Origin of the sequence: Flavobacterium poyangense (assembly GCF_011751075.1) — a bacterium.
Taxonomy (GTDB): domain Bacteria; phylum Bacteroidota; class Bacteroidia; order Flavobacteriales; family Flavobacteriaceae; genus Flavobacterium; species Flavobacterium poyangense.
This window is the reverse complement of record NZ_JAALLN010000008.1, coordinates 142,487-162,956: the sequence shown is the minus strand read 5'-3', so window position 1 is coordinate 162,956 and position 20,470 is coordinate 142,487. Positions and strand designations below refer to the sequence as shown.

At 30.7% G+C, this 20,470-nt stretch carries 21 protein-coding genes; 19 read left to right on the top strand and 2 right to left on the bottom strand.

What is annotated here, in order from left to right:
• Positions 1–316: 316 nt before the first annotated feature.
• The 19 genes from G3A47_RS14250 (at position 317) to G3A47_RS14160 (ending at position 16,825) form a co-directional block, all read left to right on the top strand.
• Entirely contained in the window at positions 317–1,687 is a 1,371-nt protein-coding gene (locus G3A47_RS14250) for a hypothetical protein (RefSeq protein WP_166923449.1), read from the top strand.
• Between the two features lie 166 nt (positions 1,688–1,853).
• Entirely contained in the window at positions 1,854–2,102 is a 249-nt protein-coding gene (locus G3A47_RS14245; protein ID WP_166923447.1) for a hypothetical protein, read from the top strand.
• A gap of 97 nt (positions 2,103–2,199) precedes the next feature.
• Entirely contained in the window at positions 2,200–3,606 is a 1,407-nt protein-coding gene (locus G3A47_RS14240; protein ID WP_166923444.1) for a hypothetical protein, read from the top strand.
• Between the two features lie 170 nt (positions 3,607–3,776).
• On the top strand, positions 3,777–4,712 hold the full coding sequence (locus G3A47_RS14235; protein ID WP_166923442.1) for a tetratricopeptide repeat protein: 936 nt from the start codon (positions 3,777–3,779) through the stop codon (positions 4,710–4,712).
• Between the two features lie 128 nt (positions 4,713–4,840).
• Positions 4,841–5,461 carry a VirB8/TrbF family protein gene (locus G3A47_RS14230; protein ID WP_166923440.1) on the top strand — a complete coding sequence of 207 codons (621 nt, stop codon included), beginning with the start codon at positions 4,841–4,843 and terminating at the stop codon, positions 5,459–5,461.
• Complete coding sequence (gene traM / locus G3A47_RS14225; protein ID WP_166923438.1) at positions 5,448–6,647, top strand: conjugative transposon protein TraM; 1,200 nt, start codon at positions 5,448–5,450, stop codon at positions 6,645–6,647. The genes G3A47_RS14230 and traM overlap by 14 nt, the downstream gene beginning before the upstream one ends.
• Positions 6,648–6,650: 3 nt before the next feature.
• Positions 6,651–7,481, top strand: coding sequence for a DUF4138 domain-containing protein (locus G3A47_RS14220; protein WP_166923436.1), 831 nt, complete (start codon positions 6,651–6,653; stop codon positions 7,479–7,481).
• 81 nt (positions 7,482–7,562) lie between these two features.
• A complete protein-coding gene (locus G3A47_RS14215; RefSeq protein ID WP_166923426.1) occupies positions 7,563–8,024 on the top strand; it encodes a hypothetical protein in 462 nt (153 codons plus the stop codon).
• A gap of 1 nt (position 8,025) precedes the next feature.
• Complete coding sequence (locus tag G3A47_RS14210) at positions 8,026–10,365, top strand: TraG family conjugative transposon ATPase (protein WP_166923424.1); 2,340 nt, start codon at positions 8,026–8,028, stop codon at positions 10,363–10,365.
• Between the two features lie 3 nt (positions 10,366–10,368).
• On the top strand, positions 10,369–10,842 hold the full coding sequence (locus tag G3A47_RS14205; RefSeq protein WP_166923422.1) for a hypothetical protein: 474 nt from the start codon (positions 10,369–10,371) through the stop codon (positions 10,840–10,842).
• Positions 10,843–10,854: 12 nt separating this feature from the next.
• Entirely contained in the window at positions 10,855–11,409 is a 555-nt protein-coding gene (locus G3A47_RS14200) for a hypothetical protein (protein ID WP_166923420.1), read from the top strand.
• A gap of 3 nt (positions 11,410–11,412) precedes the next feature.
• A complete protein-coding gene (locus G3A47_RS14195) occupies positions 11,413–12,021 on the top strand; it encodes a hypothetical protein (RefSeq protein ID WP_166923418.1) in 609 nt (202 codons plus the stop codon).
• A complete protein-coding gene (locus tag G3A47_RS14190) occupies positions 12,018–12,374 on the top strand; it encodes a hypothetical protein (RefSeq protein WP_166923416.1) in 357 nt (118 codons plus the stop codon). Before G3A47_RS14195 ends, G3A47_RS14190 begins: the two co-directional genes overlap by 4 nt.
• On the top strand, positions 12,374–12,550 hold the full coding sequence (locus G3A47_RS14185) for a hypothetical protein (RefSeq protein WP_166923414.1): 177 nt from the start codon (positions 12,374–12,376) through the stop codon (positions 12,548–12,550). The genes G3A47_RS14190 and G3A47_RS14185 overlap by 1 nt, the downstream gene beginning before the upstream one ends.
• Positions 12,551–12,559: 9 nt before the next feature.
• On the top strand, positions 12,560–13,060 hold the full coding sequence (locus G3A47_RS14180) for a hypothetical protein (RefSeq protein ID WP_166923412.1): 501 nt from the start codon (positions 12,560–12,562) through the stop codon (positions 13,058–13,060).
• Positions 13,061–13,140: 80 nt separating this feature from the next.
• Positions 13,141–13,731 carry a hypothetical protein gene (locus G3A47_RS14175; protein ID WP_166923410.1) on the top strand — a complete coding sequence of 197 codons (591 nt, stop codon included), beginning with the start codon at positions 13,141–13,143 and terminating at the stop codon, positions 13,729–13,731.
• Positions 13,728–14,579 carry a hypothetical protein gene (locus G3A47_RS14170; protein ID WP_166923408.1) on the top strand — a complete coding sequence of 284 codons (852 nt, stop codon included), beginning with the start codon at positions 13,728–13,730 and terminating at the stop codon, positions 14,577–14,579. The genes G3A47_RS14175 and G3A47_RS14170 overlap by 4 nt, the downstream gene beginning before the upstream one ends.
• Positions 14,580–14,586: 7 nt before the next feature.
• On the top strand, positions 14,587–14,910 hold the full coding sequence (locus G3A47_RS14165; RefSeq protein ID WP_166923406.1) for a hypothetical protein: 324 nt from the start codon (positions 14,587–14,589) through the stop codon (positions 14,908–14,910).
• Positions 14,900–16,825 carry a type IV secretory system conjugative DNA transfer family protein gene (locus G3A47_RS14160; protein ID WP_166923404.1) on the top strand — a complete coding sequence of 642 codons (1,926 nt, stop codon included), beginning with the start codon at positions 14,900–14,902 and terminating at the stop codon, positions 16,823–16,825. The genes G3A47_RS14165 and G3A47_RS14160 overlap by 11 nt, the downstream gene beginning before the upstream one ends.
• Before the next feature lie 370 nt (positions 16,826–17,195).
• Here the strand turns inward: G3A47_RS14160 and G3A47_RS14155 are convergent, their stop codons facing one another.
• Both G3A47_RS14155 and G3A47_RS14150 read right to left on the bottom strand, forming a co-directional pair.
• Positions 17,196–17,831, bottom strand: a complete 636-nt coding sequence (locus tag G3A47_RS14155; RefSeq protein WP_166923402.1) for a response regulator — start codon at positions 17,829–17,831, stop codon at positions 17,196–17,198.
• 382 nt (positions 17,832–18,213) lie between these two features.
• Complete coding sequence (locus G3A47_RS14150) at positions 18,214–20,418, bottom strand: leucine-rich repeat domain-containing protein (RefSeq protein WP_166923400.1); 2,205 nt, start codon at positions 20,416–20,418, stop codon at positions 18,214–18,216.
• Between the last annotated feature and the right edge of the window lie 52 nt (positions 20,419–20,470).

Sequence of the window (20,470 nt, the reverse complement as noted above, 5' to 3'; positions counted from 1 at the left end):
ATTTAGATGTATTATATGAGAGTTGAGAAAAATCATAAATACATTATCTAAAGCAGTTACTAATTAATGCCAAACATTATAGGAAGTGACAAATTATTGATATCGAATTAGTTTGATAAAAACGTAAAAATTAGTTCTACATATAAAACTTTTTTTGATTTTTATATTTGTAAGACAAGACTTATAATTTAAAGCTGTGGCGCATCTTTTTTAAGCGCATCTTTAAAGAAAGTACTTCCAAAAGATTAATTTATTCTATGGTTTAGAGTTGCATAATAGTAACAAAATATAAATTCTTTAATTTTAAAAATATAGTATGGGAACACTGAAGGTTTACGCATTCGCGCGAGTTTTAATGCAGGGTGGGGAAAATTTTGGCAAGCTAATAATTGAAGCAGTAAGAGAGGGTTCATATCCTAAAGGAGTTTCTGGTGGTAAAGGTCAAGCTTTTGATTTGCTTAAAGCAAAGTCTCTTGGAGAGGAAGCGAAAGAATGGGTAGATATGGTTTTTAGAAAAAAAGGAGTGAGTTTTACTAAATCCGAAGCATTTAGAGCTGCTCTTAATTATACACAAGATAATGAAGGTACTTCAATTATTGTTTCAGCTTCTCCGTTTGTAGGAGTGATTAATTACATGATTGAGAAAGAAGGTTTGACTGATTTTATTCCGCCGAAAAATGTTTTTACTGTAGATAATAATATGGATTTGATTCCTTCGTCAAAAGCCCATTGTATAAAACAGGCAGCTGAAGATTTTAAACACACAAATATTGTATTTCTGGATGATGATAAAAGAAATGTTGAAGAGGTTGCGAAATTAGACGGTAGTAGCACGGGGAAAGGACGATTGTTTGTCACGGCTATGAGAGTTAACCATAATAAGGGTATAGAAGATTCAGCTTTGCTTGAAAGGGCTAAGGCGAAAGAAATAGAGTATAATAAGTTCGGTATTTATAGTACTATAGGGGATTATAACGATAAAGAATCTATTTATGCGACTATATGTGAGGAACAACCTATTTATGTAGATAGGACCAATTTGGAGTCGGATAAAAAAAATGAAGCTACTACTGATGATTTGCTAAGTAAGAAATTTAATAAAACAAGTGGTGGCTTAGACTTTGCTAATAGTAGGGTAGTTGGAGAGAAATCGAATACACAGCGTGATAGAGTTACAGCGGTAAGAGGAACAAATGTGGAAGGCCCATCTGCCGTATCAGATTTAAGTAAATTTACTCAAGCATCGGTAGAATCAAGAAAAAGGACACCCGCTACTGATGCTATTACTGAGGTGCAGGATTCGATAAATAGGAAGGTAGAGAACTCTAAAATAAATCGTGATGACAGGTTGCAACCACCACCACTTCCTCGAAGAAGGAATCATAAAGATAAGTTGCAAAGAATAGTACCTACCGCCCCTCCACTTAGTCTTGAGGTACAGAATTGGGAAAAAGGGGGAGAAGAATTACAAGGAATAGTACCTACTGCTCCTCCGCTTAGTCTTGAGGTGCAGAATTGGGAAAATGGGAAAGAACTACAAAGAATAATAATACCTACTGCTCCTCCACTTAGTCTTGAGGTACAAAATTTAGAAAATAGGAGGGAAGTGAAACCTAAAATCAATCCTAAAGAGGAATTGCAACCACCATCTGTGGCATCTAAACCAACAGTTCCAAAATTTAGATAATAAAAGGAAGGTTGTGTTGTAAGTGTTTAATATTTAGTTATATAATGGGGGTTTAACAAGTAAATTTAGTGATGTCGAATTAGTTTTATAAAAACGCAAAAAATAATTCTACATATAATACCTTTTAGATACTAGATATTTGTAATATAAATTTTAAAACAAAAATATGATACATTTTTTATATCAGGCTACTATTGATTCTCAGTTGATTACTTGGGGTGCTTCTATCAGGAAAATTATAAATGTTGTTACAGCAATTTTTGCAATAGTCGGAGGGTTTTTGGTTTTCTTTCAGTACATGCAAGGAAATGATCAGGCACAAAAGAACTTTATCAAATTCATTATTGGTTTGGGTATTGTTGGTTTGGTAAATGTTATTGTTACCTTTTTTCTTCCTAATGCGGATGTTTTTTAGAAATAGAAATTTTTAATAAAAGTATTTCTGAATTAATAGTACGATGATGTAGTACTGTATAGAGATAGGTAATGTAAAATGTTTAATAAAAAATAGTATGGGAACGCTAAGAGTTTATGATTTTGATGGAGTGCTGATTCCGGATAAAAAAAATCATAATAATATTATAGTGATATCAATAAGGAGTGGAAAATACCCTGATGGAGTTTCTAATGCTGATGATGCTTATGCTTTACTTAAAGCAAATCCTCTTGGAAAGGAAGCAAGAGAATGGGTGGATATGGTTTTTAGTAATAATGGTGTGAGGTTTGTTAAGTCTGAGCCATTTAGATCTGCTCTTGAATACACATCACAGAATGGTGGTACTTCAATCATTGTTTCAGCTTCTTCGTTTGAAGGAGTGATTAATTATATGCTTGAGAAAGAAGGCTTAAGTCATATTATTCCGCCTGAAAATGTATTTACTGTGAGTAGTTTGAATCAAGCTCTTATTCCTGGTTTAAAAGCTGAACGTATAAAAGAGTTTGCTGAAATTTTGGAATATACAAATATTGTGTTTTTAGATGATAATAAAAATAATGTGCAAAAAGTTGAGCAATTAGATGGTGTTATAACAGAGAAGGGAAGATTGTTTGTTACGGCCGTAAAAGTTGATAACAAGCTAGGCTTGGAAGATAAAGATGTAGTTGAGATAGCCAGGGCAAAAGAAATGGAGTATAATGAAAGAGAAAACCATGTTTATGTAAATTCAGGTGTTGAAGAATCAATTAATACAGATGCAACTAGCGAAGAAGCAATTTATGAAGACCTAAATTATTCGAGTAATAGAGTTGAAGAAGCTTTAAATATTCAGCGTAATGAAGGTGCAGCGGCAAAAGAAGTTGATTTGTATGAAAAGGTGGAAAAGGCGGATGTAGGGATACAAGCGGAGCGAAAGGCAGTAAAAGAGCAAATAAAAATGCTTAAAGAAGTTTTGAAATCTGCTAAAAAAAAGGATAGGTCAGCAGATCCCGCTCTTAAGGATTATCTGGAAAATGTTACTAAAGTTCTTTCTGAGCTTAGATTTAAATTAGATAACGATTTGGAAGTTCAGAATGGCCCAAACTTTTTGCAGAAAGTTCGTAATGTTTTTAAAACTAAAAAGATACCGGAACAGGATCGCAGATTAGCTGATATAAAAAGAAGGGAGTCTTTAAAGATAATGAAAAGTAGGGAAGTGCGACCGGAAAGTAAATTTGCTGATTTGGTCACTCAATTGAGCTCGTCTGATTCGGATGATGCTATCAAAGTCGGCTTTGCTGATGGGGGATTAGATTTAAGTAAATTCACTAAATCATCAGTTGAATTAAGAAAAGGATCATCGGAATTACCGCCACCACTAGCTCCAAAAAAGAATCGTAAAGAGGAGCAGCTGCAAATACCTCCTTTACCACCAAAAAAGAATAATAGTAAAACATCACCACCAGCTGTGGCACCTAAAGCAACTGTTCCAAAGTTTAGATAATAAAGGAGGGAAAGTGTTTGATGTTTGAGGATATCACTAAGTTTTTCTTTTAATCAAAATCTAAAGTTCTAAAGCAGTAGGTTAAAGCTGTTTTATAAATTGTAAAATTTTAAGAATAATGGTGTTAGGCAGCATAAGCTTAAACTAAAAAACGCAAATTGATTAATATTTTGAAAAGTACTATTTGGATTTTTGCATTGTTTTTTTGTTTAAATACAGTAGGGCAAAATAATAATGAATTTTATCAAAAAGCGCTTAAGTATGCTTCAATTAATAATATTGAAGAAGCTTTGAGTACTATTGAAAAGGCAATAAATTTAGAAGGAGATAAGACTCCTGAATTGTTTTATTTTCATAAATACGAATATCTAGTTAAACTGCAAAAAATCGATTTAGGGCTTCAGACATTAAATCATGCGCTCTATAAATTACCGAATTCCGTTCTTTTACTAAATACGAGGGCTGAGCATTTTTTGGTTTTCAAAGTATATAAAAAAGCAGTTTTAGATTATCAAAAAATTACCACTCTTGTTAAGGGTAAAGATTTTGTTGGCTACAAATTAAAGTTAGCAAGTTGTAAGTTTTCAATTAGAGATTTTGAAGGTGTGGCTCTTGTACTTCAGGAAATTTTTAAAGAAGATCCATCAAATGTAGAGGCCCTAAATTTATTAGCCTCTTTGTATGTTGAACTTTTAAATTATACAAAGGCCGAACAAATTTTGTACAAACTTATCAATGAAAATAATTCGCAGATTTTTGCAATTATAAATTTAGGATATGTTTATCAAAAAAAAGGAAAACATCAGGAAGCTGTTTCTTGTTTTAATCGTGCCTTGAAATTAGATCCGAATAATCCTATTGCACTTTCAAATAGAGCTTACAGTGAATTAATAATGTCAAATATTGACGAAGCTTTTTTAGATATTAATAAGTCAATTGATTTACTTCCTTCCAATACCTATGCTTATATGATAAGAGGGAAAATTTATTTAAGTATAAATAATATCAGAGAAGCGTGTATGAATTTTGCCATCGCAAAACACTTGAATTTTTCGGAACAGTATGGAGGGGAAGTGAATGAATTAATAGTTAAAAATTGCCAATAACTTGGATCAATTCCTGCTTGAACACTGACTTTTGATTTATAAGTTAATTTCATGTTTAGGCGTTTTATACATAAATCACAAAGTGGTTAGATTAAAAGGTTCTATAATTTAAAATTTATAAAAAATCCGTGAGAACACTGCTAAAAATTGATGGTCTGTTGAAATTTTCAAAGATCATAACAATAGTTTCATTAAGTATTACACTTTGTTCAGTTATTGCAAGTCTGGCCTATTCTTTTTATTTAAATAAGACTTTAGTAAAAGAGAAAATTTATTTACTGAATGGAGCAAATGGAGAAGTGTATACAGCTAAGATCATAAAAGAAGAATTTACCTATAGGGAGCCTGAAATTTATAATCATTTGGTGAATTTTCATAAATATTTTTTTGATCTCGATCAGTATAATTATGAATTGAACACTGAAAAAGCATTAAATCTTATAGATGACAGTGGTAAAAATTATTATCAAACTTTAGTCAATGATGGATGGTATAATACATTGAAATTGAATAATCTGGTTCAGAAATTAGAGATTGATTCTATAAATATACAGTCAGACGTATATCCTTATAAAGCTTCAGTTTATGGAAAAACATTTGTTTATAGATTCGGTCAGGAAAGCGAAAAGGAAAAACAGGAAAAGAAAATACAGGCACATTGTATTCTTTTAGATGTTGGCAGAACCAGAGAGAATCCTCACGGATTAATAATTTCTAATTACAATATTGAGTATAGTGGAAAAAAATAAAAAAATATTAGTAATTGGCGCTTTTGTTGGCTGTATGGCATTACTAGCGGGTTCTGTTTATATGATTTTTTCTAAAGAAAAGGTAGAAAATGAAAAGCCTAAGGTTGAATTTGAAGTTCCTAAAGTGAATAAAAATGAAAAACCTGCTTCAAAATTTGATTATTACAATAAGCAGGTTGATCGAGAAAATAGTGAAGACGGCTTTTTATTGGAAAAAGAGGATTTGGAAAAAGAGAATGTAGATTTAGTACAGCAGGAAGGTTTTTACAAAGAAGAAGATTTTCAGAACCCGTACAAAAAAAAATATCAAAATGATTATTCGGAGAAAAGTTATAATAAAGTAGGAAATCAGGGAAATTTAAACAGGTTGTTAAATGTTATGGAATCAAACTCCAAATATTTGAATAATATTGAAAAGGAGCAACCCCCTTTTGATGCTTCTCAAGTTTTAAATAACCCCCAAGATTTGTTTTCAAAAACTATTGAAAGTGTATCTATAGGTAATAATAAGATTAAGGAAGCTATCGAAGAGAACACACCCGGAAATAAAGGAAATACTGAAACAAATGAAAATTCATCAGGTAGAGTAATATATAAAAAGATACCTAAAGAGGAAGATTTATCTATGCGCGCTTTTTTAGGGGTTTCAAAAAATAAGAATGTTTTCAGTGGAGTGGTTTCAGATAACAAGTCATTAAAAAAAGAATTAACTAAAGCTGAAATTTACACCAATCAGGTGATAGGGAATGGAGGACTTGTGATGATTAATTTATTGGAAGATTTAGTTTTTGAAGAAGATTTTGTTATCCCTAAAAGCACTGTTTTGTATGGAACTGTAAGATTTTCACCAACAAGAATGTTTATCAGCATAAGCCCAAATGTTTTCAAAAACGATAAAAGATTGTTGCGTCCTGTAATTGTATTTGATTTTGATGGATTAGAAGGTGTTTTTATTGAAACAAATTTATTGACTTCCATTCCAGTTGAAACCGCTCAAGAGCTTACAGAATTGGTAAAAGATAGTTATAAGAATGCTAATCCTCTTACAGGAAGTTCATCAGCTGTGCCTCTAAAAGAGGCCTCAATTATAATTGGTTCGGAGAAAATTTTGAAATATTTAAATCGATTAAAATTAAAAATTAATGGGGGGTATAAAATATGGATTTCAGTAGAAAAAGAAAAATAAGTTATGAGTTGTATTAGATTTTTATACGTTGTTGTTTTTAATACTTTTTTCATTAGTGTTTATTCACAAAATAAAATAATAGATAGTGTATCCTATGATTGTTCCTCTATCGATGTATCTGACAAGCTAACGACCCATTTAATCTTTAGCAATGAAGTTAATTATATAGATATTGGATCTGCCGCATTTTCTGTTGATAAAGTAAAGAACATTGTCAAAATAAAATGTACAGATTTATCAAAATGGAATGCGTGGGACAGAACAAATTTAACTGTGGTAACTAAAAATGGATACTATTATTCGTTATGGATTACTTATAATGAAAATCCACAGGTGAAAACTTATATGTACAAACCTTCAAACACTTTTAAAGTTAACTCTTTTGATATTATGGATAAAGAAAATTGCAATTTATTCTTATCAAGAACTCCTAACTTTTTAAGACAAAACTATAATCATAGAATGAAGTATGAAGTTAATGGAATATTTTATAATAATGATAAGATTATGGTGAGATTGAAAATTGCGAATGAATCTAACATAAATTTTACAACAGATTCAATACGATTTGTGCTTACAACAAAGAAAAAATTCAACATTTTTAAAATTTTCAAAACAAGGAGCGCTATTCAGTACAATGAAAAAAAAGCAGCGTTTGTTTGTAATAATACAAAGGATATTAATGCTAAATCTGATAATACTTATTTGTTTGGATTTGACAGGTTTGTTCCTACAGATGAGGAAGTGTTAGAAATAAATGTATCAGAAAATAATTCTGGTGGGAGGAGAGGGAAAATCATATTAAAAATAAAAGATTTTCTGTTGAAATATTGACAACTTTTTAGTTTTCAAAAAGAATACAGTATAGTTCGCTTTATTTATTTTTTAAGGAGTACAAGGTTTTAATTGATGATAATGAAGAACATTTTTTTTGCTTTTTTATTTTTTATAGGTATTACACCCAGATTGATGTCACAAACTTGGGATGTTAGTATTAGTTATATTACACGAGAAGTGCAAATTGCTTTAGCTAAAGGCTATAATAAAAAGCTTACTGAATCTACGAAGAAGATTACGGAATATTATGTACATAATGCTGTTTTTTATGAATCGACAAAAACGAGAGGGAATAGAGCAAGTTCTTTTAGGTATAGTTTTCCTTCCAGCCCCTGTAGTAATTATAAAAATTGGGGGCCTATTAAAAGGAGTAGATGTCAAAAGAAAATTGCGCTTTTAAGACAAGCCGATCAATTAATTAGAAGTATTCCTTTAGCAAGTACAAGTTATAGTGACGTAGGTGCAGTAAATAGTAGAATAACATTTAAAGCAAGTTCAATATTAAGGGATATAAACAAAGAATTACTAAACAATTACTAATATGATAGATTTTGCCTCTTTTTTTCCTGTTTTAACCATTGATGATGATATGATCATTTCAAAAAATGGAGATATTAGTCTTGCTTTTAAAGTAGGTTTGTCAGAGGTATTTTCGTTAGATAAAGTTAGTTTGGATTCTATTTCTGACAGTATAAGTAATGGTCTTGAAAATTTGCTTCCCGGAACTATTTTTCAAAAGCAGGATTATTTTTTTAAGAATGATAATAAAATTCCGGTTACAACAGCTGCTGAATATCTTCCAAGATCGGATAATAAGTTTTTCTATGAAAGTGCTATTTTAAAACATGAATGTTATCTAATTTTAACGTATAGCAGACTTAATATTTCAAATACAAAAAAGAAAGAATCATCAAAAGAAAGAGAAATAAAAGCTTTTATTAAAAGTGCTGAATCATTTGTAAACAAATTAAATTTTTCCAGTTTTTTTGAAGTTAAACGATTAGATGAAAATGAAATTATAGATTTATTGAACACTTATTTTTCTTTATGTACTACCGAATTATTTGAGGAGGAAGATTATGAGATTTCTTTTGATAAAGAATTTCGAATAAAGGATAATTTTGTAAAAATATTTTCATTAGAAAATTGTTCAGATTTACCCATTTCTTTTTCCAGATACGACAAGGACAAATCCTATTCTACTGACAGAACGGATTTTATGATACCTTTTACTCATAATTATGTTTTTGGACTTTCATGTAACCATCTTTACAATCAAGTTGTTTATATAGATGAATTTGAGGGTGTTAAAAAAGAGATTGAAAATAAGTCCAATAAATTTAAAAGTTTAAGAAGTCTTTCAAGATTTAATAAGATATCGAATGAGACGCTGGATGAGTATTTAAATGAGGGTGAAAAAAACAAAATAGCATATGCTAAAGCCAATTTTAGTATGTTTTTATGGGATTCTCAATATAAAGATTTAGAGAGTAATGTAGATTTGGCTCGAAAAGAATTTCAAAAGTCAAATTTACATCTAAATTATTTAACCGCTTCCTGTAAAGATTTTTTTCAGGCAAATTGCCCGGGAAATTGCTCAAATATCAATAAGGTTCATAGATTTATACTTCCAACAGAAGCAATAAGTACATTTTTAAATTTAGAAACAACAACTACAAAATCGACCAATGGTATATTATTTTGTGACACTGTACACGAAGAACCGGTAAGAGTAGATTTGTGGGATAGCCCATTAAAAAAAGGACTAATTGTGAACCGAAACAGGTTAATATTTGGCCCATCCGGCACCGGTAAATCTTTTTTGGTAAATCATATTGTGAGTCAATATTATGAGCAAGGACATCATATCATTATAATGGATATAGGAAACTCCTATAAAAAGCTTTGCTATCTTGTTGGAGGAGATTATCTGGAGTACGAAATAGATAATCCTTTAAGATTTAATCCTTTTGATTTTGAGGAATATAGCTTAGATAAAAAGGAGTTTTTAGTCTCTTTACTTCTGTTTTTATGGAAGGGATCAGATAACAAACCTACTAGAGAAGAAAAGAATGTTTTGTCAAAATATTTAGATGATTTTTTTCAAAAGATACAAGATGATGATACCATTAAACCGTGTTTTAATACTTTTTATGAATTTGTTTCAGAACATAATATAGAGGGAGGGAGTCTGTTCTTTAATAAAAAAAGCTTTCTTTTCTCTACAGCTGATTTTTATAAGGATGGAGATTATAATTTTATTTTAAATGCGGAAGTCAGAATGAATTTCTTGCATAAGAGATTTATTGTTTTTGAATTAGATAATATTAAAGATCATCCTATATTATTTCCACTTGTAATTATGCTCTTGATTGAAACTACAATGGATAAAATAAGAAATTTGCCGGGGATCAAAAAATCAATATTTATTGACGAGTGCTGGAAACCTCTTTCACAAGGTGAAATGGTTGGTTTTATTAAATATTTGTATAAAACGATTCGTAAGTTTTATGGCGAAATAGCAATTGCGACTCAGGATATTGATGATATTATTAGTACAGATGCCGGGCCGGCAATGATCAATAATACTGACACTTTTTTACTGCTTTCTCATAAAAAGAAATTGTCTCTTAAAGATAAATTTTATCAACACTTATCTTTTACGGAAGCTGATGTTTCTAAGCTATATGCTACAGATAAGGGAGAGGTTTTTATTAAAATGGGCAGTCTTTCTAACATTTATAAAGTAAAAGTATCCCCTCAAAGATATGCTTGTTATTCGTCTAACGGTGATGAGAATGAAACCATTTACAAGACTTATAAAAAAAATGGAAATATTAAAATGGCGTTTGAAGATTTTTTGGATAAGAGGGGGACTTAGTATATGGATAATTGGTTTAAAATAAAAGACGAAAAGGAGGTGATACTGATATTAACTAAATTAAAATCATGTCCAAGTCCCCAGGGAGGTATTTTAATATTTTTGTTGACTTTGCTTATTTTAGAAGATTATGAAAAGCAGGAAACTCTGGAATTAATTAATGCGATTCTCTTTCAGGACCATTTCAATTTTTCAGAAGAATGGGATTTATACATAGCATCATTTTGTTTGTTACTGAGTCGGATAAATCAAATGGAATCAAAAAAAGCAGATTCGTTTATCAATAATTTAAAAAGTGTACCTGCTTTTTTAGATAATAGAAAAGGCAATTATTTTTCTTTAGAAGAATGGCAGGATTTTATTAATAAATATGGTTTCGCAGTTTTTGAAAATGAAAAAAGAGATAAATTAAAAAAAATGCTTGGAACTACTTTAAATGACAAGGTAAACGATGTGAGTAAAAAATTAAAAAGCTAAAAATGAAAACAGATGAAAACAGATGAAACTCTAGAGCAAAAGCAAAATGATTTAAAAGGAGGTGAGAATCTTAATAAAAAAAAATCATTTGGCGGAAAATTAAAAGGAGCTTTAAAGGGAATAGCTCTTATAGCATTGTCTGCAGTATTATTGGCAATGGGAGGAATTGGAATACTATTAGGTATTGTAGCGTTGTTAGTCGCTGTTAGAAAGCCTATTTTAAAATTGACTAAAAAAGCTTATAAAAATATTGCAGATAAGATGAGACAAAGAAAAGATGATTCAAAAATGCAAAAGAGAGCCAAAACCAGTTCGCTGGAAATGGATGCAGCCTCCTTAAAACAATTAAAAACCAGATCAGATTCTGTTTCGAAAATTGATATTATACCGGTAGAAAGAGCAAAATCAACATCTAATGAATCTCAAAAAAATAATTTAAAATTTGATGGGCTTACCAAACCAATTATAAAATTAAGTGAAAGCGCAGTAAAATTAAGAAGAAGTAATTCTTCTCTCGCCAGAAGTAAATCTTTACCGAATTTAAAGAATGTTAGACCCAGTATGTGAAAGATGAAAAGCTATAAAAAAATGATATTTTTAGGTGTGTTTTTATTTGTTTCATTTAATGCATTTTCCCAATTTTTAGTAATTAATGTCCAAATAATAAATACAGATAAGGGTTTGTTAAAAATATTGGCTAAAAAAGAGGCCCACAATATCGCCATTTTAGCCGGACAAACGACTATATATGAAGGATTAAAGGATATAAAAGAAAGTAAAATACAGACGCGAATTAAGGAATTCGAAGAAAATAAGCATGACAGAAGTTTAAAAGTCCCTATAGGTGCAAATTTGTTTATAAATAATATTTTGTTAGGAGGTGCAACAGTAGCTCCGGTACCGTTTTACATGACAGCTGCAAAAAATGAATATTTTATTAGAGAATTGGCTATAAATAATGCGATTGCAGTTCAAATTGACTTAACTAGAAATGGCAATAGTAGAAATGCAAATACACAAGAATTGTATTCGCTGGATCGAAAAATGCTGGCTAAACTCAAAAAGACAAATGAGAATGCACACAGAAATGCAGCTTTTGTCATTTTGGCATCCTTATTGGCAAAAACAACAACTTTATCAACTGATAAAGTAAATGAAATAATAAGTTTAGATCTATGATTTTCAATTTAAAACATTTACTGTTTGTTGGTTTACTTTTAAATAGTACCACTAATTACAGCCAAATTATTGTTAGATTATGGGAAGCTGAAACTTCAGCTAGTGCTAATGTTGCTGTATTGGCTTTAATTAATACAGCCGAAACGAATGTAAAAAATGAAATGGTAAAATTAAATACAGAATTAAGAAAACAAATACCGTATTATGGTTTGATGGGAATTTTTGATGCTGCTTTTGAAAGAGATAACATTATTAAAGGTATTCGATTAAAATTATCTAGACTTGATGATATAAATAATAAAGTTCCTTTATTATTTAACAGGAAAAAAAAAAGAATAAACGTAAATGGATAATGTATAACAACTATTTAGATAGTATAGGTAAAGATGTAGGCAATGATTTTTCGAACAATGGAAACTTATTAAAAACAACTTTAGACATTGTTTCAGAATTAGAAAAAATAGAGAAAGAGTTGGATGATACTTTAGAAAATTTAACAATTGCACAGCGGGCTTTTAATTTATTTTAAGCTATGAAAATGAGTATATTTTTATATCTGATTTTTACCTGGAGCGTTAATTCGCAGATTGTTATAAACGTAGGTCCTTATAGTACTTATTTTCCGGATCCGTTGGCGCATTCACAAGAAAATAGAGCAGCTTCTGAAGATCTTAAAATGATTCCAAAAGTAAGTTTGATGGCCACTGAAGTTCAATTATCAAAAGATTTGGTCGTTGATTATGAAAAAAGTCTGGAAACCATTAGTTCGTCAATGAACTTGAGGCAAAAGGAGATTGATCATTTTTTGGATGAATGTATAGACTATATTGTAGCTAAGAGTTCCATTTCCGGAAACATACCGGGTTTGTCAAAAATAGCAACTAAGAGTCGATTAATTGCATTTACGCAAACCAATAAAATAAGAACCTTAAAAGCAGAATTAAAAACGGTCTTTAAGACTGATAATTATATGACGGAAGGGGAACGAAAAATTCTGCTATTAGATATTATTGATAGAGCATTATACCTCACAATTTAAAATTTATTTATGAAATATATATTTAATAAGTCATTCGAGTAGTTTTTTTTAAATAGTATTATCAAAACTCAGGAAAAATAATGAGAAGAAACATTTTGATTGTTTTATTTTTTACAGTTTGTTATCCGTCCAAAGGGCAACAAATAATTAATCATGTTTATGACCCAAGCGCAGCTGCAATTAGAGGGGTCGCTATACCGGGGAAGGTGGGAGCAGCTGTAGCTTTTAAAAATGAAGAGGCTAACGAGATAATTCCTGCTATTATTAAAGAAGAAAAAGACCGCCTTGGTAAATGGCGAAAATCTATAATTGGAAGTGTTAATAGCTTAAATACATTAGCAAGTGCCTCCAGAATGCTTATAGATAGAATCGATTCTAAAAGGGGGCTAATTTTGCCTGCCCATTATGCACCCGGTTTTAGACATGACTTAAGAGAGTTTGTAGCTATAAAAGAAAGAACCAAAAGATTAGAAAAAAGAGTTTTGACTTTGTTAGGGATTGGAACATTTTTTATAGATGGTGAGGGATATTATAGAGTGGCTTGCCAAAAATTAGCATTAGAATATCTTGAAGTTTATGCTGATTTAAGTAAAATAGATTTTAACATTACAAAATTATTAGCCTTTATCGGATTATTTTTTCAAATTGGTAAAAACACCTTAAAAACATGACTTTATTACAAGTATCTACAAACGATTTTATTCTTAAAATGAGAATGGATTTTATAGATCAATTTCAACTCTTAATTAATGAAATGCATATGTACTTGTCAACTTTTGCGGGTGTTTTGGTGTTGATTTTTGTTGTCTATAAAGTTGTATTAAGTATGATAAATCCTGAAAAAGGCTTAGACCCATATGTAATTGTGAGGCCTTGTTTAGTTTTAGCAGGTGTTGTTTTATACAACCCTCTTGTCGAATTTTTTATGTTAGTACCTATGAAGATTTTGTCTGATATTATTCAAAAATCTATTCTCGATTTGTCCGGTATGGATATAAATGGCTTTGATGGTAGGTTTAATTCTTCTATGACCCGAACAGATGACCGATTGTATGATGTATTACAAGTAAATCCTTTGATTGAGTTATTGCATTTGCTCATTTATTTTATAGGTAGCTTTATTGCTACGTATATGCTAATAAAACAAGCGTTAACAATTGCCATATATTATATTATGGGATATTTTTCAGTAATGTTCTCCCTTATACCCGGAAATGAAAAGTCTTTTATGAATTGGTCTTTATCTTTTTTAGCCATTCTTTTATGGGAACCCTTTATCTTTATTTTGAAATATCTAATAATTTTAACAAGGGTAGATTCTCAAAATTTTACCTCCTTTTTTGTTGTCGTCGCTGTTCAAATTTCCTCTATTTTTTTATTTTTTAAAGTACCTAGATTTTGCGAATTTTTAATTAATGGTGGAAGTCCATTAGGAAGTCCGCATTCGGGAGGAGCTGCGACTGCATTTTCGAAAATCTCAAATAAACTTTCTTCTATAAAATCATTTGTATCCAAATAAATTAATTATGGACTCTACAGACAATATTGCAAAAAAAGTAATAAGTATTCCTAAGTGTTTGGAATCTAATCCGGTAGTTTTTGGACTGAGTATACAAACGGCAGTAATTACGTTAGGTTTTGTATTATTGGCACTAATTATGATCGCGAAGTCATTATTGTTATCCTTCGTAGTAATTAGTTTGGCACTATTAAATTTGAGATTTGAAAAGAAATTCAAAAAAGAGGGTGGAGTTATAGCTTATTTATTGCTTCAAACGACTAAGCAAAAAAGTGTTAGAGTAAACAGTACAATCCGATCACTAATTAAAACAAATAAAAATGGCAAATAGTGGCGATAAATATTCGATGGATTCTTTAATTATCTTTGGTTTTTTAATTGGTTTTTTGTTGGTGGCTTTTGATGTTACAATGTATTTGGATATCCCGGAATTAAACGCAGGTCAAAAATTTATTTGCCAAAAAAGTGGTTTCTTATGTAGGAATAAAATTAATATTAAAATAATTTACCTATCCGTTTTTTTTCTGTGTTCAGCAGGAATTCATGTAAGAAAGATTGCAAAAGTATCCAAGTATAAACATTATAGTCTTTTAGTGGTATTACTTCTTTTAAGTCTCAATCTTGTAAGTTCTTGTTTTACAGAATTCCCTGTTTTGTATCTGATTCTAACTGTTTTTTCGGCTTTTCTGTTTATTACTTCGATTATAATCTTCAGACGCTATTTCTCCTATTTTGACAAGAGTAATCAGTTTAATGAAAATAATGAAATTTTTGCTCAGGAAAAAAAGAAGATGACTAATGAGTATTCGGTAAACCTAAAAATGAAAGAGGGGTGGATTAACATTATTAATCCGTTTAGAGGCTCTATTGTTATGGGAAATCCCGGTTCAGGTAAAACGTACTCGATTATAGAAGAATTTATAAGACAGCAAATGATAAAGAAATTTTCATTTATGATTTACGATTTTAAATTTCCTTCCTTAACGCAAGTGTCTTATGATTTTTATAAAGATGCTAAAAGTGAGTATGATTTTAAAATTATTAATTTTGATGATATTCAATATTCACATTTTGTTAACCCTATTGCCCCGGATTTAATCAGAAGAACAAGCGATGCTATTGAAGCTTCGCAAACGGTTCTTTTTAACCTAAATAAAGAATGGATTGAAAAGAAAGATTTCTTTGCACAGTCTGCTATATCTTATTTTGCGGCATGTATTTATTACCTGAAATTGTATGAGAGAGGTAAATTTTGTACCCTTCCGCATGCAATAGCATTGGCTTCGCAAAGCGATGAAAATGTTTTTAAGTTATTGGAGACTGAGCCTGAATTGGCTTTTTTTTTAACCCCATTTAAAGATGCACTTGAAAAAAAAGCATATGAGCAATTGTCCGGTCAAACCGCATCTGCTCGAATTCCATTATCACAAATTGCCACTAAAGAACTTTTTTGGGTGATGGGTAATAACGTTTATCCGGAAATGAATATTGATATTAACATTAACCTCCTCAATAAAGAGTCTATTCTGGTTCTTGCAAACGATCCAAAAACACAAAAAACAAATGCTCCTGCCTTAGGACTTATTGTTACACAATTAATGAAATTAATAAATGTACATAACAGATCACCATCCTCACTTATTTTAGATGAATTACCTACTTTATATTTTATGGGATTAGATAATTTAATGGCAACTGCAAGGTCTAATAAAGTATGTACAGTTCTTGGTTTTCAAGACTTAGAACAATTAAAAAGAGATTATGGAGATAAAGCTGCACAAACAATTTTTAATATTGCCGGAAACGTTTTTAGTGGAGCAGTAAAAAGTAATACGGCTAAGGAATTACAAGAAATTTTTGGTAAGTCAGTGCAAAATATCAAAAATATCTCTATGGATAGTAGTGTGACATCTGTAAGTATAAATGAGCAGTTTGAATATATCTTACCACAATCCAGAATCTCTCAGTTGTCACAAGGTGAGTTTGTAGGGTTGCTGGCTGATAACTTTGGACAGGAGTTAGATAGAAAAATATTTAGAGGAACTATTGTGCCTGATAAAGGGAGACAAAGCATCCAGAAAAAAGAGTTGCCTAAAAATCAACAACTCCCGGAAGATTTGGATTTGTACATTGGTTTAAACTTCAAGAGAATTACGGAAGAAATAAGTATCATTATTGACAATGAATTAGCTAAAATTGAGGGTGATGAAGTAATTGAAACGGATGAAAATTATAGCCTAAATTGATTTAAAAAAAATAATCGCAGTGGCAATATTAAATGATTTAGCAAATTTCTAAATAGTAAAAAATATGGATTGTGATAAGCTTTTTGTATAAACGACTACACAAGTTGCATTTTTCCAAATTCTTAATGATAGGATTTGGATTAGTGTGAAGCTATAATAATTAACAAACCTCTCTCAGGCTCTCCTTAGCCGAAAAGTGATTAAAAATCATGAAATTGCTCCCAAGAAGTGAAAAATTCTAACTGATTTAGACAAGTATTAAACTGTTAACTTGTCAAAAATGAGTTGCGGAAGAAATTGAACTTATGGAAAGAAAACAGATTTGTCCTGATTTATATCTGTAATTGATTTAAAAGAGTTTAGTTTGTTTTTAGATACTTATGTAAACATTATATAAATTAATCAAATCAGAAAGTGAGTTTATATCTAGTTTTTCAAAAATTCTATTCTTATAAGTACTGACAGTTGATTTTTTTAAACTTAGAACATCAGAAATAGAATTGTTGCCAAAGCCTTCCACGTATAATTTAGCAATTTCAATTTCTCTGTTAGATAATTGTTCAAATGGATTGGAGGGTTTCTTAAGAATAACTGCATTTAATATTTTATTCTGAATACTATTACTCATGTACCTACCAGAAATGAGCACTGCATCTATAGCTTGCTTTAATTCAGTTTCACTTCCCATTTTATTTAAATACCCACTAGCGCCTGCACTAATATAACGTACGGCAAATATGTTTTCATCAAAAGCGGAGTAAATTAAAATATTTATAGAGGGCTGAAGTCCCTTGATTATCGGTATAACGGAAAGACTCGTTTTATTTGAAAAATTTACGTCAAGAATAAGCAAATTCACTTTTTCAAAACTTACCAATTTTAAAATCTCCCCAAATGTGGACACCTTATTTATCGTTGAAGAGGGATAAAAACCTTTAATAAAAGCGGCTAACCCATTTCGAACTACTACATGATCATCTGCTACTATAAAATTATATTTTGACATTAATTTTTGGATTTAAATATTACAACCGTAAGAAAATGCACTTGTTTAAACTTGTGCTTTATTATATGCTATTAATTTTAAAATTTAATAGAGTTTGATCGTTTTAAACTGATCGGATATATTGGGTCAGTTTATTAAATTATTAAACTTTTAACTATTTTACTTAAATTAAGAGAATTCTAAGATAAATTAATCTATTTTGCTGACAAATATAGATTTGATTATTGTCCGTATTTGATTAATTATCGGTTGTTTTAGCCCTGAAATATCTGAAATAATGGATAAAACATAGCTATGGATTTACTACTGATTCATCCGCATTAAAAAAATGAATAAGCAGTTTAACTCTGGTTCAGCAAAAGCGGTGTTTTGTACTATTGCCTTATCTTCTCAGTGTTAAATGAGTTTCCTTGCTCTGCTTTTTATCTGATTGGTCGGGGCTTTTTGGTCGACGTTGGTGATCTTTTTCATTTATTGGCGCTGTAAACCTGTCCAGTTGTGGTTTTAGATTTTTCTTTTCGTTTAGAAATGTTAGGATTTCCGATTTTTTTTGAGATAAAAATTTTTCATACATTTCCTTTATATTCCCTTTTGCCAGCAGTTCCTTTAGTTGTTCTTTGTGAGTAGATGTATTCAGTAGATGTTCAGCCTCTTGATAGTACTCGGTGGCTAATTCCTTATTTTCTTTGATAAATTCAGTTATTTCCTGTGAGTACATATCCAGATGCTTCTTTATTTCTTTTTGTTGCCCGGTTTCAAATCCAAATTGTGCTATATATTGGTCTTTTATTTTTTTTATCTTGTTGTGATCTAAATGATACTTACCGTTATCGAGTATAGGTTGATTAGTTTCATTTGTTTGGCAGACCATAGCAACAAAACGTTCAATTAATTCGGAATTACTTTGTATTTGTTGAAAAGCAAATTCAGGATAGGGAGTTATAGAAGGCAACCGGATTCTTTGCCCAATAATCTGAAGATTTGGATTTTTTGGGTTTTCTTCTGCTTGGCTTAGGTAAATAGAATTTATCAAACCGTACGACTGTTCTATTTTTTCATTTGGTCGGTATCCTTTCAATTTACTTGTGACGTCTCTGATTGCTTCTCTTTCTATAACAGTCTGATTTATTTCCGACAATGATTCTTGCCCTATCAGGAGATGTTTAACGGCTTCTTGCATCAATGCCTCTCTTATTGGCGTAGGGCAGTCTCCCATGCGAGTGGTCATTATGGCCAGGTTGTTGGCTCTTTTTTCTTTGATGAAGCGTTTTTCGTTTAAGATGCTGTCTAAGGTGCTTTTAATCGGAGGGCCGTAAAACTCCAGGTCATGCTGACTATGAATAGACACGTTACTCAAAAATTCATTTATAATTTCTTTGGCAGGTTTTATCTGTGTTTGCGAACCGCCATAAATAACACTTACTGAATCCAGATCGCAGTTTTTAATTTTATCCATGACAGATTTCTGTTCGTCTGAGTCCGTGTACAGCATCTTTACTATTTCTTTAGCAGATTGATTATCGCTTTGGGCAGCCATATTATAAGTAACTATTCCTGGTGAAAAAGTATGATTGAGCCAAGTCATTGTTTCGTAGGAAAGAGGGCAATTAGTAAGGTCAATAGTTTGAAGATTTCGTAAACGACTTAAAGTTTCAGGCAGCTCTCTGATAGCTGAATGCGATAGATGTAATTCTTTAAGATTGTTTAGATTGCCTATTGATTGGGGTAAAGTCGTAAAACGATTTCCTGATACACCTAGTTCTGTAAGATTCTTTAGTTTGTCTTTGCACTCGGGAAAAGCCGTAAAATTGTTTCCAGAGAAACCTAGATAGGTAAGATTTGGCAGCATGAGTATAGAATCGGGTAAAGCTGTAAAATTGTTTCCTCTTATTTCTAGTTCTGTAAGATTGATCAGATTGTCTATGGACCTGGGAAAAGTCGTAAGATTGTTTCCTGAGATAACTAGGTGTGTAAGATTTGGTAAAGTGAATATAGAATCGGGTAAAGCAGTAAAACTGTTTCCTTTTATTCTTAGTTTGTTAAGATTTGTAAGATGGCCTATAGTCTCGGGTAAAGACTTAAGATTATTTCCATTTATTTCTAGTTTTTTAAGATTTTCTAGATTACCTATAGTCTTGGGTAAAGACTTAAGATTATTTCCTTTTATTTCTAGTTCTTTAAGATTTTTTAGATTACCTATAGAATTGGGTAAAGATTTAAGACTATATCCTTCTATTTCTAGTATGTTAAGGTTTCTAAGATTGCCTATAGACTTGGCTACAGCCTCAAGATTCCCCCAAAGAAACAGTTGTTTAAGATTTTTTAGTTTGCCTATGGATTTGGGTATAGTCTCAAAATCTCTTCCATTTATAGAAAGGAAAGTAAGCTTTTTTAGTTGGTCTACAGATTTAGGAAGATCCTGAAACGGATTGCGGTTTAGATACAATTTAGTAACATTCGTTTTTACTATATCGGGTATCAACCTTTTTATATCTTTCGAAGAGAGTTCTAATGAAGATAATATTAATGTATCTGAATTTTCAGATCTGGCAGTATTTATTTTTTTTTTGGCTTCTTCAATTCCCATGTTTTTATATATTCTAAGTTTACTAAAATGAAAATCTATTTTTGTATAAATA